The organism is Enterococcus sp. DIV2385 (assembly GCF_051711925.1).
Lineage (GTDB): Bacteria > Bacillota > Bacilli > Lactobacillales > Enterococcaceae > Enterococcus > Enterococcus faecalis.
Genome location: NZ_JBIONV010000001.1, coordinates 2,600,862 through 2,622,447 on the forward strand (window position 1 = coordinate 2,600,862; position 21,586 = coordinate 2,622,447).

A 21,586-nucleotide genomic window follows, 5' to 3' on the forward strand; every position below is an offset into this window, starting at 1 on the left:
CGTCCTTTTCTTTTTATAAAATACCTACCGTTGCTAAGACAATTAAAATACCTGTTAACCACAATAATGCTTGCGTAACTTTCAAGCCTTTTTTCGTATAGAACCAATACACGCCCATTACGACAGCTAGCGGCAAGAGTCCTGGGACAATCTGATCAAGGATATCTTGAACCACAAACTCACGGCCAGAAAGTTTAAATTGAAGAGTTGAAGAAACTTTGACATAATTACCAGCTAAAATCCCCATCATGAACAACCCTAAAACAGATAACATTTCAATGGCTTTTTGAATCCCAGCACTTTGCATTAAGCCTGTAGCATTCCGCCCCATTTTGAAGGATTGTCTCGCAAAGAACACACCTAACAGTACTTGATAAAGGGCAAACGCGACAAAGGGGAAAATCGCACCTAATGCGCTACCTTGTTGCGCCCACGGCACCGCAATCGCAATAAAAATATATTGAACCGTACCTGAGTCAATCGCATCACCAATCCCAGCTAACGCGCCCATCAATCCAGCTTTGGTGTTATACATTAAATCATCTTGCATCATGATTTCGCGGCCTTCATGTTCTTCTTTGGCCCGCTCTTGTTCCATGGAAGCCATCAACCCAGTAATGACCCCGCCGCCCCAGCTTAATTGCGTATTGAAAAACAGCAGTTGACGCATATAAGCGGCTTTTAATTGTTCATCGTCTTTATATAATTTCTTTAAAAGTGGCATCATTGCGTACAATAACGAAGGCGCCAAGTAACGTTCAAAGGAATGGGGAATTTCATTGGCAAAATGCCAACGGAGATAGGCTTTTGTAACATCTTTATTGGTAATTTCTTCTGGTGCTAAATTCGTTGTTTTCGGCACGACTTTTTCTGTTGTTTCCGTCATTTCAGTTCCTCCTTTTTCTTTTAAAACCCGTCATCGTAATCGTCATCATCATCAAAATCAGTGGTGGCACTGGCGGAACCAGCACTTTCTGCTACAGGTTTGCCTTTTTGGACTTGCACAAAAATTAACGCAATAATTACGCCAAAGATGGCATACGTTACCATGGTAATTTCCAATGACTTAAAGACGATACTCATGAAGTATGCAAGGAAAAAGAAAACCAAGAAATCTTTTCGACCAATGACATAGACCGTTGTCGCAATCCCAATTGCGGCTAAACCACCACCGACTACTTCTAACACGTGAATCACAACGGTTCCTTCTAATGCTTTAATAATATCGGCAATGACTGGTGCCCCTAAATAAAGAGCAAAAAAGACTAATGGAACGAATAAAATAAATGAGGCAATCGTTGGATACCAGATAATTGAGCGGGCAATTTTTTTAGAATTTAGTTCAGCCACCGCACGATCGGTATACTTCCCTAAAAACGTGTTAATAAAGAAACGGAATTGATATAAATAACTTCCTAAAAGACCGACAGGAACCGCTACGGCGATAGCCGCTTCCGGCTTCAAATTCCCTAGCAACGCAACTGGCACAGCAATCGCTGCCGCAATTGATGGTTCTGCTGGCATAGAGCCACCTGGTGAAAAAACACCCATGTAAATCATTTGTAATGCTGCGGTGACAATCATCGCTTTCGGGACATCGCCCATCACTAAACCTGCTACTAACCCTGTCATTAAGGGCGAGAAACGCAACGTTAACGTTGCTCCTCCTCCAAGCCATCTGGACATAATTGCTGCCACCCAAAGCGCCATTATCAAACTTTGTAAAACACTTAACGTTTCCATAGTTCCTCCTTCTTATCCTTGGTTTTGGATATACTTTTCTAGCTCTTCAATCCCTTGACGTAAACGTTCTTCCGAAATCTCAATAGGAATTAAATGAACCTTTTCTTTTGAATCAATAAATTGAACCATTGCATCGAGTACTGCTTCTTCTGGGTAAAGGCCCATTTGTCGTAACGACATGGGCAAGTTTAGCTCTTGATAAAAGGGGATTAATGCGTCTATGATGGCCCACCTTTTTTCCAATGCTAATTGATAGAAGATGCCGTAAGCTACTTTTTCGCCATGTAAATAGTCATGACTTTTTGGTAAAAATTTACTCATAGCATCATGCATGGCGTGTGCTGCTGCATTGCGGGCGTATTTGTCACCGAAGCCGCCGACTAATCCGGAAACGGCGAAAACAATTTCTGAAAGATGGACAAATTCAGGCGTGAGTTTGCCCTCATCCATCGCTGCTAAGGCTGCTTTTGAGTCCCGCATAATCGCTTCTTGCGAAAGCTTGGCGGTCGCTCCCGCTAATTGTAAAAAGGGTTCCCCTTGCAAATGGGCTTGGCGTAAAATGGTCTCTGATTCATACCATTTCGCTAACGTATCAGCTAAACCAGCGACAAAATAATCACGGGGCGCATCAAGAAGCAACTTAGGATCAGTGATTAAAAACGCAGCTTGGCGAAAGAAATGTTCCGTTTTGCCTTCGGCCGCGCCATTTTCTTGATACATCACAGCTAACGGTGTCCACGGCGCACAGTTACTAGCCAAAGTGGGGACCAAGCCAAAATTCAGATTGTTTAAATGGGCGCTGTAGCCCACTAAATCGGCTAACTTACCGCCGCCGACTCCCAGAAGAAAGTCAATCTGGTGTTCCTTTATTTGCTGTGAAATTTGTTCGGCGCCAAAATAACTACATTCTCCTGTGTAAGTGTGATAGAAGAATTGATACTCTGAATCTGCCAAGAAGGGCAAAAATGGCTGAGCTTTTTCAAAGGATACGGTGCCATGCACCACCAAAATTCGTTGGGCGTGATATTCCTTGAAAAGTGACGGCACCGAAGCTAAGGCGCCTTCGTGGTAACGATAAAATTGCGGTCCAACTTTCACTTTTAAATCAGTTAACATGCTCCTCCTCCTTCTTAACTAACGTAACGACTGACTTCTTGCACTGCCCGTTGAGGTAAAATACCTTGCATCACGTCTTCCACATCTTGCACGCATTTTTCTCCCATCGCTTGCAGGCATTCCCTGGTATAAGCGGAGGTGTGCGGCGTCATTACTACATTTTCAAACGCAAGATAAGGATGATTTTTCCGACCTGGTTCCTCTTCTAAAACATCTGTCCCAAGCCCAGCAATTTTGCCCGATTGTAAGCCGACAATCATGGCTTCTTCATCAATCAAGGCGCCTCGTGCGCTATTGGAAAGATAGACGCCGTCTTTCATCTTGGCAATTTCCGCCGAGCCAATCATGTGATAACTTTCTTCAGTTAAATTGGCACATAAACAAATGATGTCAGCTGAAGCTAGCAACGTATCTAAGTCTACTTTTTTGGCTCCATAACTTTGCAGATAAGTGGCGGATTTATAGGGATCATACGCTAACACGTCACAGCGAAATCCGTTTCGTAACGTCTCCACGACACAACTTCCTGTGTTCCCAACACCAATGACACCCACAGTTTTGTTAAATAACGTCCGACCGACAAAATTCGCTCGTTTTTCCCATTGATCTGCTTTAACGCTGGCATCTGCAGCCACGGTTTGCCGTAAAACAGCTAGTAAATTTGTGACATTGTTTTCCGCCACGGCATCTCGTTCTACTAAAGCTGGGATGATGGAAACAATTGTGTCATGCTGTTTTGCAGCGTCTAAATCGATGTTGTTATACCCAATGCCGTGGCGAGAAATCAGCAACAATTCATCTTTATGTTCAAAAAATTCTTTCGTGAAAAATGGCGTCACGCTAGCAATAATAATCGTATATCCTTGTAAACGTTCCGCTAACTCTTTGCCACCAATTTCACTGTCGACTGTAAAATGCTTCACGGTGCCTATTTTTTCTAAGCGCGTCAAGTGTTCAGGAAAAATTTGACCAAAACTACTGGAATTCACTATGGCAATTTTTTGTTTTTTTAACATGACTAAACTCCTTTACTGACTTTTTACGACTTCATGCCCGCCAAATCCTTGTCTCAAAGAAGCGACCACTTTGTTTGAAAAATGATTTGCTAGCATACTTTCATTTCGAGTAAATAAGGACAACGCCGTAGTTGGGACGGGCATCTCCAAACGCAATGCTTCTTCAATCATCCATTTGGCTTCGCCATTTGCTGCCACTTTCCCTTCTAGATTGGCTAACGTAGGATTTTCCGCAAAAACCTCTTTCGCTAAGCCCATCAAGCGAGCTTCAATAATCGAGCCGTGATTCCACACATCGGCTACTTTCTCCAACGCAAAATCATATTCAGCAGCTTCTAATAAATTGAATCCTTCGCCCATGGCTTGCATCATGACGTACTCAATCCCGTTATGCACCATTTTCAAATAGTGACCAGCTCCTGATTTCCCAGCATAAAGATACCCTTGTTCACAAGCTAAATCTTCAAAAAATGGGGTTAACACCTTGACAGCTTCAGGCGCACCGCCAACCATTAAACACGCTCCTTCCCGCGCTCCTTTGATGCCACCAGAAGTACCACAATCAATAAAATAAATTCCTTTTTCCTTAGCAAGCTGAGCATTCGCGACACTATCATGAAAATTTGAATTGCCACTATCCACAATGATATCCTCTGGTGCTAATTGCTCTACCAATTCTGCCACTAATTGATTGGTAATCTGACCAGCGGGGGTACTTAAAAAAATCACCTTCTTTTTTTAAGCGCTTTCAATAATTCTGACAACGAATCTACAACGGAAAGCCCCTGCTCTCTAGCAGTCGCTCTTGCTTCCTTTGTCACATCAAAGCCAATAATGGGCCAGCCTTGTTCGTGAACATTTAACGCCATGTTCAAACCCATTTTCCCAAGTCCAATAAAGCCAATGTCCATTTTTCTTTCACCTGCCTCTTTTGATACTTCAATCATAAAGGATAAAAAAAATAATGTAAACGATTACACTAATTAAAAAATATTTTTTATTTTTTAGCAAAAATCTTGCCTACTCAAAAGGTAAAACGTTTTTATTTTTAAGGAGCTTTCATACAAAAAACACAAGTAAATCTCTTGGTATCACGTTCTTTTTACTGGCTACTTTCTTTAGTTGAGAGAAGTCTTTTCAAGACCCCTTCATTTTTCAGAAAAAAGATTATTTATTTTTTTTGGGCTTTTTTTAAAGAATTTCTTTTTTGTGGAGAAAAAGAGAAATTGTATTTGTCCTCTTTTTCCACTATAATCAGTCTATACCAACAATGAAAAGGCATTCATTCTATTTTAAAAAAAATAAGATTGGAGGAACGTGTTAATGAAAAACCACTATTTGGATCAACGGATTCGGATCAAAAAACCGAATTTGAGCCTCACAGAAAAGAAAATTTCCGATTACTTTGTTCATTCTGAATCATTATTGACACAAATGACGTTAGAAAGTCTGGCCAACGAAATTGGCGTCTCCCAATCTTCCGTGTATCAATTTGTAAAAAAGATTGGCTATTCTGGGTTCCAAGAATTTAAAATTGATATTGCTAGAAATTCTAATTATCAGCCGACTTTTCAAAACGTCAATAGCGTGAATGGCGCCGATGATATTTCACCAGATGATGATAGTATTACCATTGCTAAAAAAGTCTTACAAGCCAATATTTATTCCCTCAGTAACGCCACACAGTTCTTAACAAAGGAGCTGTTAGATAACGTGTTGGCTTTGATGTACTCTGCCAAAACGCTTCACTTTTTTGGGCAAGGCGGCTCCTCGATTGTGGCTTTTGATAGTTTCCATAAATTCATTCGGACCAACTATCGGTGTAACTACATTTTTGATTACCACATGCAGTTAAGTTTTGTCACAAAATTAACCAGTGAAGATTGCGTGTTTATTTTTTCCCATTCAGGCAAAACCAAAGAATCAATCAACCTAGCACGACAAGTTAAAAAAACCAACGCAAAAATGATTACGTTAACTGGTAACAGCGGTTCAGAGTTGGCAGGCTTGTCCGACGAAGCAATTATTGTCGTCACCGAAGAAGGCTTGTTTCGTGCGGAATCCTTGGCTTCACGGATTAGTTACTTAACGGTAATGGATATTTTATACACAAATACGATGTATCACAATTTTGATCAAAATGCCGATTCCTTGAAAAAAATCCGCGACAACATTAGCACGACTAAGACCGATCCGCATTATTTGTCGTAAAGATCTGAATGGTGCTTATTTTTGTAATATCGGTCCTCGCAAATTGGCTTTATACCGTGACTCTACATTTTATGAAGCAAGTGAACTATCATGGAGGTATTTCAAAAGCGACCAATTTTTTGGTCGCTTTTTATCTTGTGGGTAAAAATAAGTTAGAAAAAAGAACTTGGGGGTTATGTCCAAGTTCTTTCTAAATCTTAAGACAATTAGTTAATGCACGTGTTGTCTTAGCTTCATTTTAAATTTGCTTATTTCGTTCATTCCGTTACTTTAAATTGTTCGGACACATATTTAGCGTAAGTTTTATGTTTACTTACTAGCTCATCATGTTTTCCTGAACCAGTTACTTTCCCTTTTTCAACAAAGTAAATGCTATCCGCATCAACAATTGTCGACAATCTATGGGCAATAACCAATGTTGTTCGGCCCTTCATTAAATTGGACAATGCCTCTTGAACCTTCATCTCAGATTCTGAATCTAGGCTAGCAGTAGCTTCATCTAACATTAGAATCTTGGGATTCCGCAAGAATGCACGAGCAATTGCAATACGCTGTCTTTGCCCTCCAGAAATTTTAACGCCACGTTCACCGACTTCCGTATTCAATTTATCTGGCATTTCTTCTACAAATTTTCGCGCATATGCTAGTTCCAAGACATCCCATAGTTGTTCATCTGAGAAGTTTTCTTCTAAGCCATAAGTTAGATTATCTCTGATTGTCCCTGCCATAATCGCAGAATCCTGTGATACAAAGCCGATTTGACGACGATAATCTGATAATTTGATATCTTTTATGTCAATATCTCCAAATTTAATTTGTCCTTCTGTAGGTTCATAAAACCTTTCAATTAAACTAAAAATCGTCGATTTCCCGCCACCTGATGGGCCTGCAAAAGCAATTACTTGGTTTGGCTGAGCAGTAAAAGAAATGTCTGTTAAGATAGGTTCCTCTGGTGCATCTTCATAAGAAAATTTTACATTTTTAACTGATAAAGTCTTTTCCGATAAATCAATATCTTGTCCACTTTCAAAGTCTTCAGGTTCTCTAGATAACAATTCTTGCACTCGTCGCGTTGATCCTGCTGCTTTAGCTACTTCAGAAAATAACGTCGCAATGATTGGCATGGCACCAATAAAATTAAATAGATACATTAAGAAACTCATCAATGTTCCGATTGTCATCACACCAATGGCAATTCGATGCATCCCATATGCTAATAGCCCAAATACCATGCTCATAAAGACCATCATCATAATTGGTTGCATAGATGCATCAAATATTGCTTCTTTTTTCCCTACATTAAATAACCGATCCACTTCATTTGCAGCACGAACCTGCGCCTGAGATTCAGCATTAGAAGTTTTGACTAAACGAATTTCACTCAACGTTTCAGTAGCAAGTCCGTTAAATTGACTCATAGCATCTTGGCGAATGTGACTAACTTTTGAACCAAATGCCATTACTGGAATCATACAAAGGATTACAACAGGAACAGCAATTACCATAGCAAGCGACATATGCCAATCCATTTTAATCATCATATATACCGTACCAATAACTGTAATCACACTGGCAACTGTTTGAGGAAAAGTAACGGCTAACAATTGCTTAACTTGATTAGTATCATTTACGACCCGGCTGGATATTTCACCCGCTTTAACAGAGTCAAAATAAGAAACTTTTAGAATAGTTAATTTATTCCATAAGCGTTTACGTATATTTTGGATGACATTTTCACCAAAAATACCTAAAATTGTCCCTCCTAATGCAGAAACGAGTGCTGAAAATATAAATAATCCAACAACTTTACCTAATAAACTATAATCTACTCCCTTTTGAAAATTATTGACTAAACTTGAAGCAAGTTTTGGAACGTACACTTGGATACTAGAAGAAATCACAAGAAATATCATCCCAATGCCAAGCAGTAAATAGTTAGGCTCTGTCATCTTGATTAAGTCTAAAAATTCTTTAAACGAAAATTTTGTTTTATCTGCTCGGATAGAATCATGACTATTTTTGCCGCCTCCACCTACTGCCATTATCTTCTCCGACCTCTCTTCCATCCTTCAAAGCCACCGTATTCACCATTGAATTCACCAAATCTACCAAAGCCATCATGTCCCATCATCTGTTCTCTAGCTCTACCATATCTAGCTGATATTTTTCTGAAATGTTCCCAATTTTTATCGTCGCCAAAAATTGTTTCAATTTTATCTAAAAATTCTTCACTAGAAATATTCTTTTCTATACGTTCTAAATAATTATTTAAAGACTCTAGTTCCTCCTCTGAAAAGCCCTTAAACATTTCTTCATTAAATCCATTGGAAATATTTCCTTGAGTACTTAAACTTTCTCGTCCCTTATCGGTCAATACAACGAATGTGACCCGAGCATCTGATTCATTTTTGACTCGTTTAACTGCTTTAACAGACTCTAATTTTTTTATGATTTGTGTCACACTAGAAGGTTTTATATCTAAATATTCAGCGATTCTTCCAGCTGTTACATTTTCTTCAGAAGCAAGCAATTTTAACGTTTCAAAAGTGTTATCTGGTTTCTCCTCTATGCTAGAAGCAAAGATTAAGTAAGGTTGTTGAGCAATTTTTAATAGTTTATTTAAAATATCTGTTTTTTTCATAATTTCCTCCAAAAAATTTATTTAGTTTATATATAATCTAACGAACTAAATAGTAATCTATTTAGTTTACTTTGTCAACAACAAACTAATTATTTGTATGTAGATATAACCAAAATGAAAAATAGCATACAGAAACTGCCGATTTGTTTTATCGATTCATCTGTTCCTCTACTTAAAAATCTATTTGCCAATTCAATCATGAATACTAAAAAACGCTTGGCACAAGCCAAGCGTTTTGATTCTCTCTTTACATCGAACCTTTAAAAACATCTTTATTCTTAGCAAAATAATCAACACCAGAGTAAATGGTGAAAATCAAGCAGGCATATAGCATGATTTGATCTAGTGGTAGATGAAGTGCTGAAAATGGAATGTTGTTAATGAATAGTAAAATAATTGCAACCATTTGGGTAGCTGTTTTTACTTTTCCTGGCCAAGCTGCTGCCATTACTTCGCCATGTTCGACTAATAACAACCGTAAACCAGTTACTGCCAATTCACGACAAACAATAATTGCTACAATCCAAGCAGGTACTTTGCCTTGACCAACTAAGACGATAAAAGCGGTCATCACTAGCATTTTGTCCGCTAATGGGTCCGCAAATTTTCCGAAGTTCGTCACCAAGCCTTGTGCACGGGCAATTTTGCCATCCAACCAGTCTGTAAAACTAGCAACTGCAAAAATAATCGCGCCCACTAATTGGGTAACGGCTAACGTTGTGTCGCCAAAACTAATCGTTCCCCAGTCCATCGGCACCGACACAATAATAATAAAAATCGGAATCATAAATATTCTTAAAACTGTTAATTTATTTGGTAAATTCACTTCAATTGCCCCTTCCTTCTCCTGTTCTATTTTACGTTATCTTGCTGGCAGTGTCACGAAAAAAAGAAAAGAATCTGGAATAATTGCCGTTTGACCGTTTATTCAGAAATATTCTTGCCTTTTTTTAGAAAGAGCTGGTAATAGCCTAAACTTAAATTAATCATTCCAATCAATGTGATACTGTCTAAAAATTTAGAACCATAGATAAAGTAGAAATACAGTTGTAAGCCAACAATCAAGAAGCCCATGACCAACAGAGCGATTGAAAATATGGTGATAAGATTAAATTTTTTATTAACTATTTTAAGCATTGATAACCCCTTCTCTCTTGAATTATTATTGTCGTCTTTTTAACCATTCGCTGTTAATTATAAAAGAAAAGAATCTGGAATAATTGCCGTTTGACAGTTTATCCAGATTCTTCTTACACCATTTCTAACGATACGTAATCCCTAATGTAACATCCTTACGAATTAAAACTGGCGTTTTTTCCAGTGTTAAATCGGCGCCATCGACTTGAATGGCGACGTTATTTGAGGCGCCTAGAATCAGTGTTGCATTGGCGGCATTCGCAGGTAAAGCTGTTGTTTGGGTCTCTCCTGCTTGCAGGGTGTGTTGGTACGTATAGTTGCCATCGACCATCACGCCAATCCAGCAAGAGCCTTCAGTCCCTTTAAAGGTAATGTTGATTGGACTATTCGCATCTTTAACCGTTGCAGTCACTTGATTGTTGGCATCACTCACCACAGCCACAGCTGTTTTCTTCTCTGGTTCGCTTGAAGAAGACGGCGGTGTACTACTTTGTGTGCTACTTTCTGGGGCTTGACTTGATTCTTTAGGTTTTTCCACACTGGCACTAGTTGCCGGTGTTTGAATAATCGGTTCGGCTTTTTGATCTTGCCACATAATATACAGCACCACGACCGCAATGGCTAAACCAATTAACGAAAAGGCAATGGCTGGTAAGTTCCGCAGTAACCAACTGGATTGCTTTTCTTCGTCATGCAATTGCTTACGTGACCCTTCAAGCTCTTCATACACTGGCTTGGGTTCTTCGACAATTGCTGGTTCTTTGCCATCATAGATATCTACCAATTGATTGCCATCTAAGCCGACCGCACTTGCATATTGGCGGATAAACGCCCGCACATAAAAGGTGCCTGGTAAGGACTCAAAATCGTTTTGTTCAATAATTTCTAAATATCTTTTTTGAATTTTTGTCATTTGTTGCAGTTCATCAATTGAGATGTTCTTCTGCAATCTTGCTTCTTTTAGTGTTTCTCCAATATTTACGCTGGCCACTCGTCCATCTTCTCCAGTCTATTTTGTTAATTTATCGATTGTCTCATCAGTCTTTTTCAATTGCCAAGGAAAACATTCCCGTCCTTTAAGAATACCACAAAAGAAGCCAACTGAGGATAACAAAATTGAAAGATTTCAAAGATTTTTCTTTTTCTTAAACAGTTGGTTTATTGCTCGGTTTCTCCTTTAGGATACATGTAGAAACGGCTCAATCCTTCTTCACGAATAAAGGTCTCTGCTACTTGGTGGATGTCGGCTAATTGAATGCTTTCAATGACTTCAATCTTATCAAACAGCGTGGTTTCCCCAAACAATGATTGTGAAAATTGGTTGGCGATATACTCTAAAGAGTTTAAGGATTGGAAGTATTTACCAATCATTTTTTTCTTCAATAAGGACAAATTTTCTTCCGTTAATTCTGGACTTGTTGTGGCAGATAATAAAATAGCTTCAATTCGTTCCGCTAAGACTTCTGGTTGCTCACTATCGCCGCCAATATCCGCAAAATGGAAACTGCGATCTAAATTAAAGTCATAACTAAAACTATCATCTAACAAACCTTCATCATAAAGAGCCAAATAGTTTTGAGAGGTATTACCAAACAATAATTGTAACAACAAGTTCACGGTGACTTGATATTTCATTAAGTCACGACCTGTTGTTGGCACTTCATCTAAGCCTTTCAAGCCAACAAGCACTTTTGCCCGTGTGACTGCCATTTCAATGGCGCTCTCTTTGACAATGTCAGCAGCTGTTTCTTCAGGAAAATGCCGACGAATAGGTTGGGCGGCAGGAAACTCTTTCGCCGCTTGGTTTTCACGAATGAACGCCATTAACGCTTCAGGGTCCATTTTCCCTACCACGAATAAGGTCATATTACTTGGATGATAAAACGTATTGTAGCATGTATACAAATCTTCTGCGGTAATCTCCGCAATACTTGCCACTGTGCCGGCAATATCAATATGCAATGGATGCTTCGGATAAAGGTTGCCTAAAACCCCAAAGAACAAGCGCCAGTTAGGATCATCTAAATACATTTGAATTTCTTGTCCAATGATGCCTTTTTCTTTTTCGACCGTTTCCTTCGTGAAATACGGCGATTGCACAAAATCAAGCAACGTTTCTAGATTTTGTGTCACTTGATCCGTCGTTGAAAACAAATAACTCGTTTTCGTAAAACTGGTAAAGGCATTCGCTGAAGCTCCTTGTTGTCCAAATTTTTGGAAGACATCGCCATCTTCTTTTTCAAACATTTTATGTTCTAAAAAGTGGGCGATTCCGTCAGGTACTTCAATCATTTCCTCTTGACCAATTGGCACGAACGTATTGTCAATGGAACCATAATCGGTCGTAAACAAGCCATACGTTTTTTGGAAATCATTTTTCGGTAATAGGTAAACCTTTAAACCATTTTCCAGTGTTTCTGTATACAATGTTTCTTTAATTTGTGCATAGTCTTTTTTAATCATTTTCCGTTTCTCCTTCCAAAAAGAAGATCGCTTGAAGTTCCAAGCGTTTGGCTACTTCTTGGATTTCTGGAATAGTCACGGCATTGATCCGCGCAATCCATTCCTCCGCCGTCAGCATCGTCTGCGGCATTAATTCGTTCAAGTATTCTTTTTCCAGCCACGCGCCTGCATTATCTAACGCTAAGATATACTGATTTTTTAGCATTGCTTTCGTTTGTTCAATTTCTAATTCGCTAATCTTACCTAAGCGAATATTTTCCAATTCTGTCGAAATCAAACGCAAGACCTGATTCCGATTTTTGCCATCGATCCCTGTTTGAACCGTCATGAAGCCACGGAAAGTGTCGATACTACTAGAAGCATAATACGCTAAATGCTCTTTTTCACGGACATTCATAAATAATTTAGAATGCGGGAAACCGCCAAAAATCCCATTAAACACTTGCAACGCAAAATAATAGCTATCGCCATAATAAATATCCGTGTTGTAAGCCAAGTTTAATTTCGATTGGGCTAACACCTCACGCTCGGTCCGCTCTTCAATCACGTTGCGAATTGGTTGATTGTAGAAAATCGCGGCTTTGCCTTCTTCACGAGGCGTAAACGGTAATTGCTTGAATAATGGCACTAACTCCGCCTCATCGACATCACCTAAAACAAAAATATCCACTTGATCTTCCGCCAGCATTTTTTGATAATACACCGCTAATGACGCCGCAGTTTCCTCAGCTAACGCCGCAACGGTCCCGAAACTAGGGATTTTTTGATCCTCCGATTGATTAAAATAGACACTTTGAAGCGCCAAAGAGGCATAGGTTTGCTTATCCTCCACAATACTTTCCAAGTACGCTTTCAAGTTCTCTTTCTCCCGTTGGAAGGTTTCCGCCTCAAATTGGCCCGCTTGAATATTGGGGGCAAAAATAATTTCCTTCAAAAAGTCCACCGCTTCGGCGAGAACCTGACTATCCTGTAAATAATGATCATTGACAATGTTCATAGAAACATTAAACCAATGTTGATTGCCTTTTTTGGAAACGCCAATCCCGAAGCTGGCGCCGTAAAGTTCCGCCAAACGCTCACTTAACTTGACTTGATTCGGGTAATTCAAGCTGTTGGTTTCCATCAAACTGGACAACAGCGTTCTTTTTGTAATAGTTTCATGATTTAATCGTGTATTAAAGCGGACTAAAAGACGCACCGTTTTATATTTTTCTGTAGGAATGACGTGTAAATTCACGCCTTTAACTAATTGAACAGACATTGCCGCATCGCTCCTTCATTTGCTTCATCTTACCTAAAGAATGCTGTGAAATATATGTATCGCGTAAATTCTAAAGCATTTTTTAATGTTTTTTCCAATAGCTCCATTATAACACAGCTTCAGGTGCTTTCTGAATGATAAGAGTTTTTCAGTTCAAATTTTCAAGAAGATTCGGTATACTGTTTTTAAAGTGAGGAGGGAAAAAAGAATGATTAAAGAATTTAAAGAGTTTATCATGCGCGGGAGTGTCTTAGACCTAGCCGTTGGTGTTGTCATTGGTAGTGCGTTTACAGCGATTGTGACACAAGTGGTGGAAGGCTTGATTACCCCGTTAATTAGTCTGATTTTTGTCTTGACGACTGGGAAAAAGAGCGCCGACGATGCATTGGGTGCCCTTGTCTATAAAGTCGAAGGCGTTGAATTCAATATTGGTAGCGTGATTAGTGCACTTATTACATTTTTAATTACGGCCTTCGTCCTCTTCTTGATTGTCAAAGCGGCGAACAAAATGAAAAACCGTGGCAAAAAAGAAGAAGCGGCAGAAGAAGAAGTGGTACCAACGAGCGAAGATTACTTAAAAGAAATTCGCGACTTATTAGCGGCGCAAACACCGCCTGCTGAAACTGTCAAAACAGACAGCACCTTCACAGAGAAATAAGCAAAAAGTCATCCTGAGGGGATGACTTTTTTGTTTGGACTTACACAGATGGTCCTGCGACGAGATTCCACGTGATACTGCCTGTGTAGGCCCCTGCTTTAATATTGTTGGCTGGTGTTGTGATGTTTAAAGCTGTATTAAACAGTGAAAATTGCCATAATCCTTGGCCTTGACCAGCTGCTGCGTTAGCCATTAATTGGGCTTCCCCGCCTAAATCAAGGGTCCAATTTTGCGGAGCAGCCAGTTGTGGTCTGACTTCTGGCGCAGAGACTGCTGTCGTCAGAGCTACATAGCGATTGCTTGTTGCCTCGTATTCCAAATCAAGTTGAGTAATCAGCGCCACTTTAATGTTGCCTTGTAAGCTTTCAGTGCCTAATTTTAGGCCATTAGATTGGGCCGTTAAATGCCAGCCTTCTTTGCCGCCGCGTACGTCACCGACACCAATCATTTCTGTATGGCCGTTGATGACTTCTGGGTCTCTTTGGTTAAGAATTGGTTTCGTTAAATCATCAGAAATTGATAATTTCCCAAAATTAAATTCGCGAGGAATAAACAGTAAATCAAAGTTACTGTTTGAACCATTCGGGTCTGGATCAACGGTATTGGCATCGCCGTTGCCGTCTGGCAACGTGCCGCCTTCAAATGTTGCTGTGACTGGCGTATTCCCTGTCGTAGTCGCCTGTGCTGAAAGAGGTGCTAAACTTGCGCCAACAACTGCGCTACCAACTAATAAACTTGCCATCATTTTCTTTTTCATTTGTGTTCTTCTCCTTTACGATTGAATGATTATTAGAGGGCAGACCAGCAGCAGTTACCAGCTGCTGGTCCGTCCTCTGTTCTTTTGTTGCTTGTGCTTAGATTGATGGTCCTGCGACGAGGTTCCATGTGATGTTGCCTGTGTAGGCGCCTGCTTTGATGTTGTAGGCTGGTGTAGTAATGTTTAAAGATGTTCCAGCCATCACGACTCTATACAGACCTTGTCCGATACCTACAGGAGCATTTGCTATAAGCGTTGCATCTCCTTCTAAATTTATTGCTCTTTGGCTTTTACTAGGTATTTGTGGCAACTGTTCAGGTGGTAAATTTTGTGTCGAACCTTGATATATATTTGTTGTTTCATTATAAAAGATGGTTTGGACACCCATAGCTCCTGTAATTTCTATATTTCCCTGTAAGCTTTCATTTCCTAACTTCATACCACTTGCTTGCGCAGTCAAATGCCAACCTTCTTTCGTACCTCGTACATCACCTATACCAACTTCTTCAAAAGTGTCAGGATTTGTCGAAGGAGTCGAAGGAATAGGCTTCGTTAAGTCATCGGAAATAGATAATTTCCCGAAATTATAACCTTTTGGAATAAATAGTAAATCAAAATTACTATTTGTAGCATCTGGGTTAGGTCTTACAGTATTGCCACCCCCATCAACATCTGGCAACACACCTCCACCAAACTCCACCTGCACTGGTGTATTCCCTGTCGTAGTCGCCTGTGCCGAAAGTGGTGCTAAGCTTGCGCCCACCACTGCGCTACCAACTAATAAACTTGCCATCATTTTCTTTTTCATCATAATATGTACATCTCCTTTAACTGTTCTGAATTTCCAGAGCGCGTGGTTCTTTTTTTCTGCGCTTCCGAAGCTATAGCCTTATTATACAAGAATCTGCCCTCTTCGTAATTTTAAATATTTAACAGCCATTCACAAAAACTGATGATTCCTTTAAAACCAAGCATTTCTCTTGATTTCAAGCTTTAATTTCAGCACTTTTTGATATTTATAAATGTTATTTAATGATTTTTTCGTCAAATTCGTTTAAAAAACAAGGAGAAAACGTCAAAAAGTAAGAGTTAGACCTCTACTTTTTGACGTTTTCTCCTGAAATCTTATACATTTACCGGCGGTTCTTGCGAAAAAACCGTCAATTTCCATTTAATGACAGCCGTTTTTATATTTGTTCGTCACTAAGACTTACAATTTACGGCGACGGGCGAATTCCACAAACTTAAATTTGTTTAAGCGGTGACGGGATTCCGTATAGCCAAAACAACGGGTATCTTCCAAGTTCATGATACTACGAACCACGACGACATGATTGCCTTCGACTTCACCAATCAGCTGCTTGTCCATCTCTGTGAGCGGTTCCACGGTAATTTCTTTCTGGGCATAACTAATCGCCAAGCCAAGGTCGTTTTCCAGATAATCGAAAATCGAATCTTCGGCACGGTGCTTCGGCAGTTCTGGGACAATCTCTTTAATCAAGTAATCAATATCTAAAATATCGACTTCCCCTTCAATCTCCCGTTGCCGAACTAAGCGCCACACAGGGGCCCCTTCCGTCCAACCAGTCAACTGAGCCAAGTTGCGCTCCACAGGAATTTCTTCTAAGGAAACCACATGAGTATGACTTTCAATATGTTGCGTTTGTTGTAACTCCTTGTAACTGGTCACCCCTGAAATAGGAAAATTAAACTTTTTAAAGTTGAGCACAATCGAGCCTTTGCCTTGTTTTTTCTGAATGTAGCCAGCGTTAATCAGTAAATTCAAGGCTTTCCGAATTGTTTCACGGGAAACATTGTAAGTTTCCACTAATTGATTTTCACTAGGTAATAAATCGCCTGGCTGATAGTCGCCTTGGACAATTTGTTGTTCTAATTCTAAAAATATGTCATGAAACTTGTTCATGCCGATCCTCCTCTACCAACAATTTCTTTTCTAAAAGCATAGCATATTCCCTCCGAAAAACCTAGAGCTGGTCAGAAAAATCCCCCGCACTTTCTGCCTTGCTTACGCCACTGACTCCCCCAGCCAAACCACTGATTGACCGCCTTTTTTTCGGACCCAGCGCAGTCGGTTGCTGCCCCCTTCTGGAAAAGTTTTCCCAAGAATCTAGGGAAAATCCTTGTAATTCTGATTCGTTCATACTATACTGTAGTCAAACGCAACATGTCTATACAAGTTTACAAGGAGGCGCCAAACATGACCATTTTAGAATTAACATTCGCAACGAACCAACTAACGACGACTTTTTTTAACCATAAATTGGAACCGCTTCACCAAAAAACGTTCCCTTTTGAAGCCTTTACTATCGAAGAAACGGTTCCTGAACTGTGCCAATTGATTTTGGCAGAGGCTGCGCCGATTCTGGGGGGGATTGTGGCTGATTTCCCAGCGGATTTCTTTTCGCCAGAGGAAACGTTGGCGCTGGTTCCGCAAGCGGTGATTCAAGCATTCGCGGAACAGTTGAACACGCCACTTTTAACGGCAGCCGAACAAGCGGCGGCACCGAATCTGCTGACAGCATTTGAAGAAAAACGGCAGTATCTGGCTTGGTATTTGGACTATTATGGCTACGTGCCTGGGAAAAATGAATATGCGGTGGAGTCCCTGTTAACTGTCGGCAATGGCTTTTTAGGCTTGCGCGGCACGACACCTGAGATGACGATTTCTGATGATCATTATCCAGCGACCTATATTGCGGGGCTTTATAATACAGCGGCTTCGGAAGTGGCGGGTCAAGTAGTGGAAAATGAAGATTTCGTCAATGCTCCTGACAACCAACACATCGCTTTAAAAATTGGCGATGCCACTGACTGGTTAACGATTTCCCCAGACACGCTACAACAATTACATCGTCAATTGAACTTGAAAACGGGGTTGTTTGTCGCAGAAATGATTTTGAAAGATGCGGACAATCAGCAAATTAAATTAACGACGAAAAAAATCGCCAATATGGCACAGCCGAATGACTATCATCTGCAATATACGTTTGAGCCGTTAAACTTTTCAGCCCCGATTACTTTGAAAACCGTCACGGATGGCAGTGTCTACAACTATAACGTGGCGCGGTATCGCAACTTAACAGCGAAACATTTTCAGGTGACAGCATTAAGCGCGCAGGAAAACAAAACCGTGATTGAGGTTTGTACCAATCAATCCAACTTAAGCGTCCGAGAAACGGCCTTGATAACTGGTGATTTTTTTGAAAAAGAAGCCATTATGATTCAAGAAGAAGCGGAAAAAATCGCCCAAGTGGTGACCGTGATGGCGCACCAAGGAACGCGCTATACGCTAGAAAAACAAGTCTTTGTACAAGCCAGCCACGCCGAACAAAGTTGGCAGGTACCGTTTACGCCGAAGGACTCTTTTGCGGCCGCCGCTCAGGAAAGCGCCCGCGCTTGGCAAACCCTTTGGCAACAAGCCAACATTACCGTGACAGGCGATTTGATGTCTCAAAAACTTTTACGGATTCACAGTTATCACTTGCTGGCTTCGGCTTCGCCTTTTAGTAACCAAGCGCAAGCATTGGACGTCTCGATTACCGCCCGAGGCTTGCATGGTGAAGCGTATCGTGGACATATTTTCTGGGATGAAATTTTTATTTTACCTTTTTATATTCAACATTATCCTGACACAGCGAGACAATTGTTGCTGTATCGTTACCACCGATTAGAGAAAGCGAAGGAAAATGCGGCGGCCAGCCAGTATCGTGGCGCAATGTATCCGTGGCAATCAGGGCGTGATGGGCGTGAAACCACGCAAAAACTTCACTTAAATCCGTTGAATGGACATTGGGGCGAGGATCATAGTATTTTGCAACGGCATGTGTCCTTAGCGATTGCTTACAATGCTTGGTTGTATTGGCATAGTACACAGGATCATGAATTTATGAAACAATATGGCGGCGAAATGTTGTTAGAAATCGCTCAATTTTGGAACAGCGCTGCGACGTTAGATGACGCAACAGGACGGTTCTTTATTGATAAAGTGATGGGACCTGATGAGTTTCACGAGGGCTATCCAGACCAAGCGGAAAGCGGCTTGAAAAACAACGCCTATACGAATTTGATGGTGGTTTGGCTATTCGAAGAATTAACCAACATTTTGGCACTTTTCTCTGAGGAAGAACAGGCACAACTTTTTGCCAAAACGCAGACCTCTTCGGCTGATCTAGCCCGCATGCAGCAAATTCAAAATTCACTGGAAATTGAAGTTAATTCTGACGGTATTATTGCGCAATATGAAGGGTATTTCGGCTTAAAAGAGATTGACTGGACAGCGATGAAAGAGAAATACGGCAATATTTACCGCATGGATCGAATTTTAAAAGCCGAAGGAGAATCTCCCGATGATTACAAAGTGGCGAAACAAGCCGACACGTTAATGTTGTTCTACAACTTAGACAAAACTCGGGTGGATCAAATTTTAGAAGATTTAGGGTATCAATTGCCTGCGGATTATTTGGAAAAAAATCTTTTGTATTATCTAAAACGGACGTCTCATGGTTCGACTTTGTCACGAATTGTTCATGCCCAATTGGCAGAAATGGCGCAATTCCATGAGCTATCTTGGCAACTTTATCAAGAAGCGTTGTATTCCGATTATCGTGACATTCAAGGTGGCACGACCGCTGAAGGGATTCATACAGGGGTCATGGCTGCGACGATCCACGTTACTTTAGCGACGTATGCAGGCGTTGACACGCGCCAGAACGAGTTATCAATTTGTCCAAACTTACCTGAACATTGGCAAGCGCTGACGTTCCAGTTTATTCATCAAGGCGTGACGTATCAATTTTCATTAACACAAACCAGTGTCACGATTACAGCAGATAGAGACACACAATTATTGGTTCAGGGCGCGTTGATTCCGTTAACCGCCGAACGACCAAAAGAAGTACATTATCAATAAAGGAGCGAACCACAATGACGATTGGATTTATTTTTGATTTGGATGGTGTCATTACTGATACCGCCAAATTTCATTATCAAGCTTGGAAAGCGTTGGCCGATTCGCTAGGCATTCCCATTGACGAAACCTTCAACGAAACATTAAAAGGCATTAGTCGGATGGATTCCTTGGACCGCATTTTAGCCCATGGCCACCGTGAAAATGCGTTTACTCCAGCAGAAAAAGAAGCCTTAGCTCAGCAAAAAAATGACCACTACGTTCAATTATTAGAACATTTAACAACAGAAGATGTTTTACCTGGTGTCGTGCCATTGCTACAGCAAGCCCAAGCACGTCACATTCCCTGTGCCGTGGCTTCGGCTTCAAAAAACGCGCCCCTGATTTTGGAAAAATTAGGCGTGCGCGCGTACTTCGCCACAATTGTCGATCCCGAATCGTTAAGCAAAGGCAAACCTGATCCTGAAATCTTTTTAGCCGCCGCTGACAGTATTGGCGTGCTACCGCAAAACGCCATTGGCTTTGAGGATGCACAATCAGGCATTGACGGCTTGAAAGCCGCGGGCATCTATGCCGTCGGCTTGTCGGCCAGCCAACCCTTAATCGGAGCCGACATGCAAGTCTCTGAAATGACTGAACTAAGCGTTGATGCACTGCTCAATCGCTAAAGAATGACAAGAACCTTTAGCAGCAGGCACCTCTTTTCATCTACATTGTATCTATGCTAGAATGTAGATGAAAAGAGAGAGATGCGTCAACATACCTCTCTAGTGTAGAGCCGTTTAAGACGGTGACCATGTTAATTATTTAAAAATAACCGTACTTGGTCAAAGTAGACGGTTATTTTTTCTTGTCTTCTTTAACAACCTTTAGGATTCCGAAGATTAACGATAAATTTATTCGTACTTTTCGGGAAAATGTGCTATAATGAAAAGGAAAAGAGAGATATGCTTCAACATACCTCTCTGATGTAGAGCCGTTTAAGACGGTGACCTTTTTAGTTACAAAAAATAACCGTACTTGGTCAAAGTAGACGGTTATTTTTTCTTGTCATTTTTAAGCAATTTCACAATCAGCGCAATCAAAGCAATGGTAAACATACCAAACCCTAGGATCGTCTGAATTGTTTCATATGCTGACAAAAGGCCTCTCCTTTCTCTAAATTTCGGAAATACGTGCATACGCATCACCTCTCTTTCAGATTGGATAGCCACCGCCATAACTTCTCTACACATAGATTATACCATGTGGTGCTAAAAAATAATTAGTTTCCAATATATTTTTTTAGGAAATTGTGCTATAATGAAAACGAAAAGAGAGATATGCGTCAACATACCTCTCTGATGTAGAGCCGTTTAAGACGGTGACCGATTTAGTTACAAAAAATAACCGTACTCGATCAAAGTTGACGGTTATTTTTTATTGTCATTTTTAAGCAATTTCACAATCAGTGCAATCAAAGCAATGGTAAACATACCAAACCCTAGGATCGTCTGAATTGTTTCATATGCTGACAAAAGGCCTCTCCTTTCTGTAAATTTTGGAAGTACGCTCATACGCACCACCTCACCGAAAGGGGAAAGTCTCTGCTCCTACGCTTCTCACTTTGTTGCGATGCTCGTCGCAAAGCGCATGTTCCTTTGCGCTTGCCTCCGC

20 protein-coding genes and 1 pseudogene are annotated in these 21,586 nt (G+C 40.5%); 4 read left to right on the forward strand and 17 right to left on the reverse strand.

Annotated elements, in window-relative coordinates; translation table 11 throughout:
• Window positions 1-13: 13 nt before the first annotated feature.
• From IGM04_RS12570 to gnd, 5 genes and pseudogenes are all read right to left on the reverse strand, one after another.
• Window positions 14-886: a PTS system mannose/fructose/sorbose family transporter subunit IID gene (locus IGM04_RS12570; protein ID WP_002354903.1), complete on the reverse strand. Its 873-nt coding sequence runs from the start codon at window positions 884-886 to the stop codon at window positions 14-16.
• Between the two features lie 20 nt (window positions 887-906).
• On the reverse strand, window positions 907-1,743 hold the full coding sequence (locus tag IGM04_RS12575; protein WP_002354902.1) for a PTS mannose/fructose/sorbose/N-acetylgalactosamine transporter subunit IIC: 837 nt from the start codon (window positions 1,741-1,743) through the stop codon (window positions 907-909).
• Window positions 1,744-1,755: 12 nt separating this feature from the next.
• A complete protein-coding gene (locus IGM04_RS12580) occupies window positions 1,756-2,859 on the reverse strand; it encodes an iron-containing alcohol dehydrogenase family protein (protein ID WP_002401114.1) in 1,104 nt (367 codons plus the stop codon).
• 14 nt (window positions 2,860-2,873) lie between these two features.
• The gene (locus IGM04_RS12585) at window positions 2,874-3,875 is read right to left on the reverse strand and encodes a D-isomer specific 2-hydroxyacid dehydrogenase family protein (RefSeq protein ID WP_086318141.1); all 1,002 of its coding nucleotides are present in this window, start codon (window positions 3,873-3,875) and stop codon (window positions 2,874-2,876) included.
• Window positions 3,876-3,887: 12 nt separating this feature from the next.
• A pseudogene (gnd, locus tag IGM04_RS12590) lies at window positions 3,888-4,822 on the reverse strand (phosphogluconate dehydrogenase (NAD(+)-dependent, decarboxylating)).
• Between the two features lie 376 nt (window positions 4,823-5,198).
• On the opposite strand from gnd, the gene IGM04_RS12595 reads away from it, so the two are divergent.
• The gene (locus IGM04_RS12595; RefSeq protein WP_002383224.1) at window positions 5,199-6,086 is read left to right on the forward strand and encodes a MurR/RpiR family transcriptional regulator; all 888 of its coding nucleotides are present in this window, start codon (window positions 5,199-5,201) and stop codon (window positions 6,084-6,086) included.
• A gap of 257 nt (window positions 6,087-6,343) precedes the next feature.
• Here the strand turns inward: IGM04_RS12595 and IGM04_RS12600 are convergent, their stop codons facing one another.
• The 7 genes from IGM04_RS12600 to yfmF all read right to left on the reverse strand — a co-directional run bounded on the left by IGM04_RS12600 (window position 6,344) and on the right by yfmF (window position 13,588).
• Window positions 6,344-8,128, reverse strand: coding sequence for an ABC transporter ATP-binding protein (locus tag IGM04_RS12600; RefSeq protein WP_086318140.1), 1,785 nt, complete (start codon window positions 8,126-8,128; stop codon window positions 6,344-6,346).
• Window positions 8,128-8,727: a MarR family winged helix-turn-helix transcriptional regulator gene (locus IGM04_RS12605; protein WP_002359022.1), complete on the reverse strand. Its 600-nt coding sequence runs from the start codon at window positions 8,725-8,727 to the stop codon at window positions 8,128-8,130. Before IGM04_RS12605 ends, IGM04_RS12600 begins: the two co-directional genes overlap by 1 nt.
• Window positions 8,728-8,974: 247 nt before the next feature.
• Window positions 8,975-9,553, reverse strand: a complete 579-nt coding sequence (pgsA, locus tag IGM04_RS12610) for a CDP-diacylglycerol--glycerol-3-phosphate 3-phosphatidyltransferase (RefSeq protein WP_002365382.1) — start codon at window positions 9,551-9,553, stop codon at window positions 8,975-8,977.
• A 98-nt stretch (window positions 9,554-9,651) separates the two neighbouring features.
• On the reverse strand, window positions 9,652-9,864 hold the full coding sequence (locus tag IGM04_RS12615; protein ID WP_002410649.1) for a hypothetical protein: 213 nt from the start codon (window positions 9,862-9,864) through the stop codon (window positions 9,652-9,654).
• 124 nt (window positions 9,865-9,988) lie between these two features.
• Window positions 9,989-10,855, reverse strand: a complete 867-nt coding sequence (locus IGM04_RS12620; RefSeq protein WP_002359020.1) for a RodZ domain-containing protein — start codon at window positions 10,853-10,855, stop codon at window positions 9,989-9,991.
• Window positions 10,856-11,022: 167 nt separating this feature from the next.
• Window positions 11,023-12,327: an EF-P 5-aminopentanol modification-associated protein YfmH gene (gene yfmH, locus IGM04_RS12625; protein WP_086318139.1), complete on the reverse strand. Its 1,305-nt coding sequence runs from the start codon at window positions 12,325-12,327 to the stop codon at window positions 11,023-11,025.
• A complete protein-coding gene (yfmF, locus tag IGM04_RS12630) occupies window positions 12,320-13,588 on the reverse strand; it encodes an EF-P 5-aminopentanol modification-associated protein YfmF (protein WP_086318138.1) in 1,269 nt (422 codons plus the stop codon). Before yfmF ends, yfmH begins: the two co-directional genes overlap by 8 nt.
• A 208-nt stretch (window positions 13,589-13,796) precedes the next feature.
• On the opposite strand from yfmF, the gene mscL reads away from it, so the two are divergent.
• On the forward strand, window positions 13,797-14,246 hold the full coding sequence (gene mscL, locus IGM04_RS12635; protein WP_002354883.1) for a large conductance mechanosensitive channel protein MscL: 450 nt from the start codon (window positions 13,797-13,799) through the stop codon (window positions 14,244-14,246).
• A 40-nt stretch (window positions 14,247-14,286) separates the two neighbouring features.
• On the opposite strand, the gene IGM04_RS12640 is transcribed toward mscL, so the two are convergent.
• From IGM04_RS12640 to treR, 3 genes are all read right to left on the reverse strand, one after another.
• On the reverse strand, window positions 14,287-15,003 hold the full coding sequence (locus tag IGM04_RS12640; protein WP_086318137.1) for a WxL domain-containing protein: 717 nt from the start codon (window positions 15,001-15,003) through the stop codon (window positions 14,287-14,289).
• Between the two features lie 97 nt (window positions 15,004-15,100).
• A complete protein-coding gene (locus IGM04_RS12645; protein ID WP_086318216.1) occupies window positions 15,101-15,811 on the reverse strand; it encodes a WxL domain-containing protein in 711 nt (236 codons plus the stop codon).
• Window positions 15,812-16,213: 402 nt separating this feature from the next.
• Window positions 16,214-16,927 (reverse strand): trehalose operon repressor, encoded by a 714-nt coding sequence (treR, locus tag IGM04_RS12650; protein ID WP_002354877.1) that lies wholly within the window; start codon window positions 16,925-16,927, stop codon window positions 16,214-16,216.
• Window positions 16,928-17,188: 261 nt separating this feature from the next.
• On the opposite strand from treR, the gene IGM04_RS12655 reads away from it, so the two are divergent.
• Entirely contained in the window at window positions 17,189-19,933 is a 2,745-nt protein-coding gene (locus IGM04_RS12655; RefSeq protein ID WP_143345914.1) for a glycoside hydrolase family 65 protein, read from the forward strand.
• A 14-nt stretch (window positions 19,934-19,947) separates the two neighbouring features.
• A complete protein-coding gene (gene pgmB / locus IGM04_RS12660; RefSeq protein WP_086318136.1) occupies window positions 19,948-20,598 on the forward strand; it encodes a beta-phosphoglucomutase in 651 nt (216 codons plus the stop codon).
• 369 nt (window positions 20,599-20,967) lie between these two features.
• Here the strand turns inward: pgmB and pepG1 (IGM04_RS12665) are convergent, their stop codons facing one another.
• Both pepG1 (IGM04_RS12665) and pepG1 (IGM04_RS12670) read right to left on the reverse strand, forming a co-directional pair.
• Window positions 20,968-21,111 carry a type I toxin-antitoxin system toxin PepG1 gene (pepG1, locus tag IGM04_RS12665; RefSeq protein WP_002389461.1) on the reverse strand — a complete coding sequence of 48 codons (144 nt, stop codon included), beginning with the start codon at window positions 21,109-21,111 and terminating at the stop codon, window positions 20,968-20,970.
• Window positions 21,112-21,342: 231 nt separating this feature from the next.
• Window positions 21,343-21,486, reverse strand: a complete 144-nt coding sequence (pepG1, locus tag IGM04_RS12670; protein WP_002392696.1) for a type I toxin-antitoxin system toxin PepG1 — start codon at window positions 21,484-21,486, stop codon at window positions 21,343-21,345.
• Between the last annotated feature and the right edge of the window lie 100 nt (window positions 21,487-21,586).

Bases quoted from the DNA above. Each gene is read 5' to 3' on its own strand.
- IGM04_RS12655 (WP_143345914.1), top strand. From the start codon at position 17,189: ATGTCTATACAAGTTTACAAGGAGGCGCCAAACATGACCATTTTAGAA.
- yfmF (WP_086318138.1), bottom strand. From the start codon at position 13,588: ATGTCTGTTCAATTAGTTAAAGGCGTGAATTTACACGTCATTCCTACA.
- pepG1 (WP_002392696.1), bottom strand. From the start codon at position 21,486: ATGAGCGTACTTCCAAAATTTACAGAAAGGAGAGGCCTTTTGTCAGCA.
- yfmH (WP_086318139.1), bottom strand. From the start codon at position 12,327: ATGATTAAAAAAGACTATGCACAAATTAAAGAAACATTGTATACAGAA.
- IGM04_RS12595 (WP_002383224.1), top strand. From the start codon at position 5,199: ATGAAAAACCACTATTTGGATCAACGGATTCGGATCAAAAAACCGAAT.
- pepG1 (WP_002389461.1), bottom strand. From the start codon at position 21,111: ATGCACGTATTTCCGAAATTTAGAGAAAGGAGAGGCCTTTTGTCAGCA.
- IGM04_RS12570 (WP_002354903.1), bottom strand. From the start codon at position 886: ATGACGGAAACAACAGAAAAAGTCGTGCCGAAAACAACGAATTTAGCA.
- IGM04_RS12645 (WP_086318216.1), bottom strand. From the start codon at position 15,811: ATGAAAAAGAAAATGATGGCAAGTTTATTAGTTGGTAGCGCAGTGGTG.
- treR (WP_002354877.1), bottom strand. From the start codon at position 16,927: ATGAACAAGTTTCATGACATATTTTTAGAATTAGAACAACAAATTGTC.
- IGM04_RS12615 (WP_002410649.1), bottom strand. From the start codon at position 9,864: ATGCTTAAAATAGTTAATAAAAAATTTAATCTTATCACCATATTTTCA.
- pgmB (WP_086318136.1), top strand. From the start codon at position 19,948: ATGACGATTGGATTTATTTTTGATTTGGATGGTGTCATTACTGATACC.
- IGM04_RS12585 (WP_086318141.1), bottom strand. From the start codon at position 3,875: ATGTTAAAAAAACAAAAAATTGCCATAGTGAATTCCAGTAGTTTTGGT.
- IGM04_RS12605 (WP_002359022.1), bottom strand. From the start codon at position 8,727: ATGAAAAAAACAGATATTTTAAATAAACTATTAAAAATTGCTCAACAA.
- IGM04_RS12580 (WP_002401114.1), bottom strand. From the start codon at position 2,859: ATGTTAACTGATTTAAAAGTGAAAGTTGGACCGCAATTTTATCGTTAC.
- IGM04_RS12600 (WP_086318140.1), bottom strand. From the start codon at position 8,128: ATGGCAGTAGGTGGAGGCGGCAAAAATAGTCATGATTCTATCCGAGCA.
- IGM04_RS12640 (WP_086318137.1), bottom strand. From the start codon at position 15,003: ATGAAAAAGAAAATGATGGCAAGTTTATTAGTTGGTAGCGCAGTTGTT.
- mscL (WP_002354883.1), top strand. From the start codon at position 13,797: ATGATTAAAGAATTTAAAGAGTTTATCATGCGCGGGAGTGTCTTAGAC.
- IGM04_RS12575 (WP_002354902.1), bottom strand. From the start codon at position 1,743: ATGGAAACGTTAAGTGTTTTACAAAGTTTGATAATGGCGCTTTGGGTG.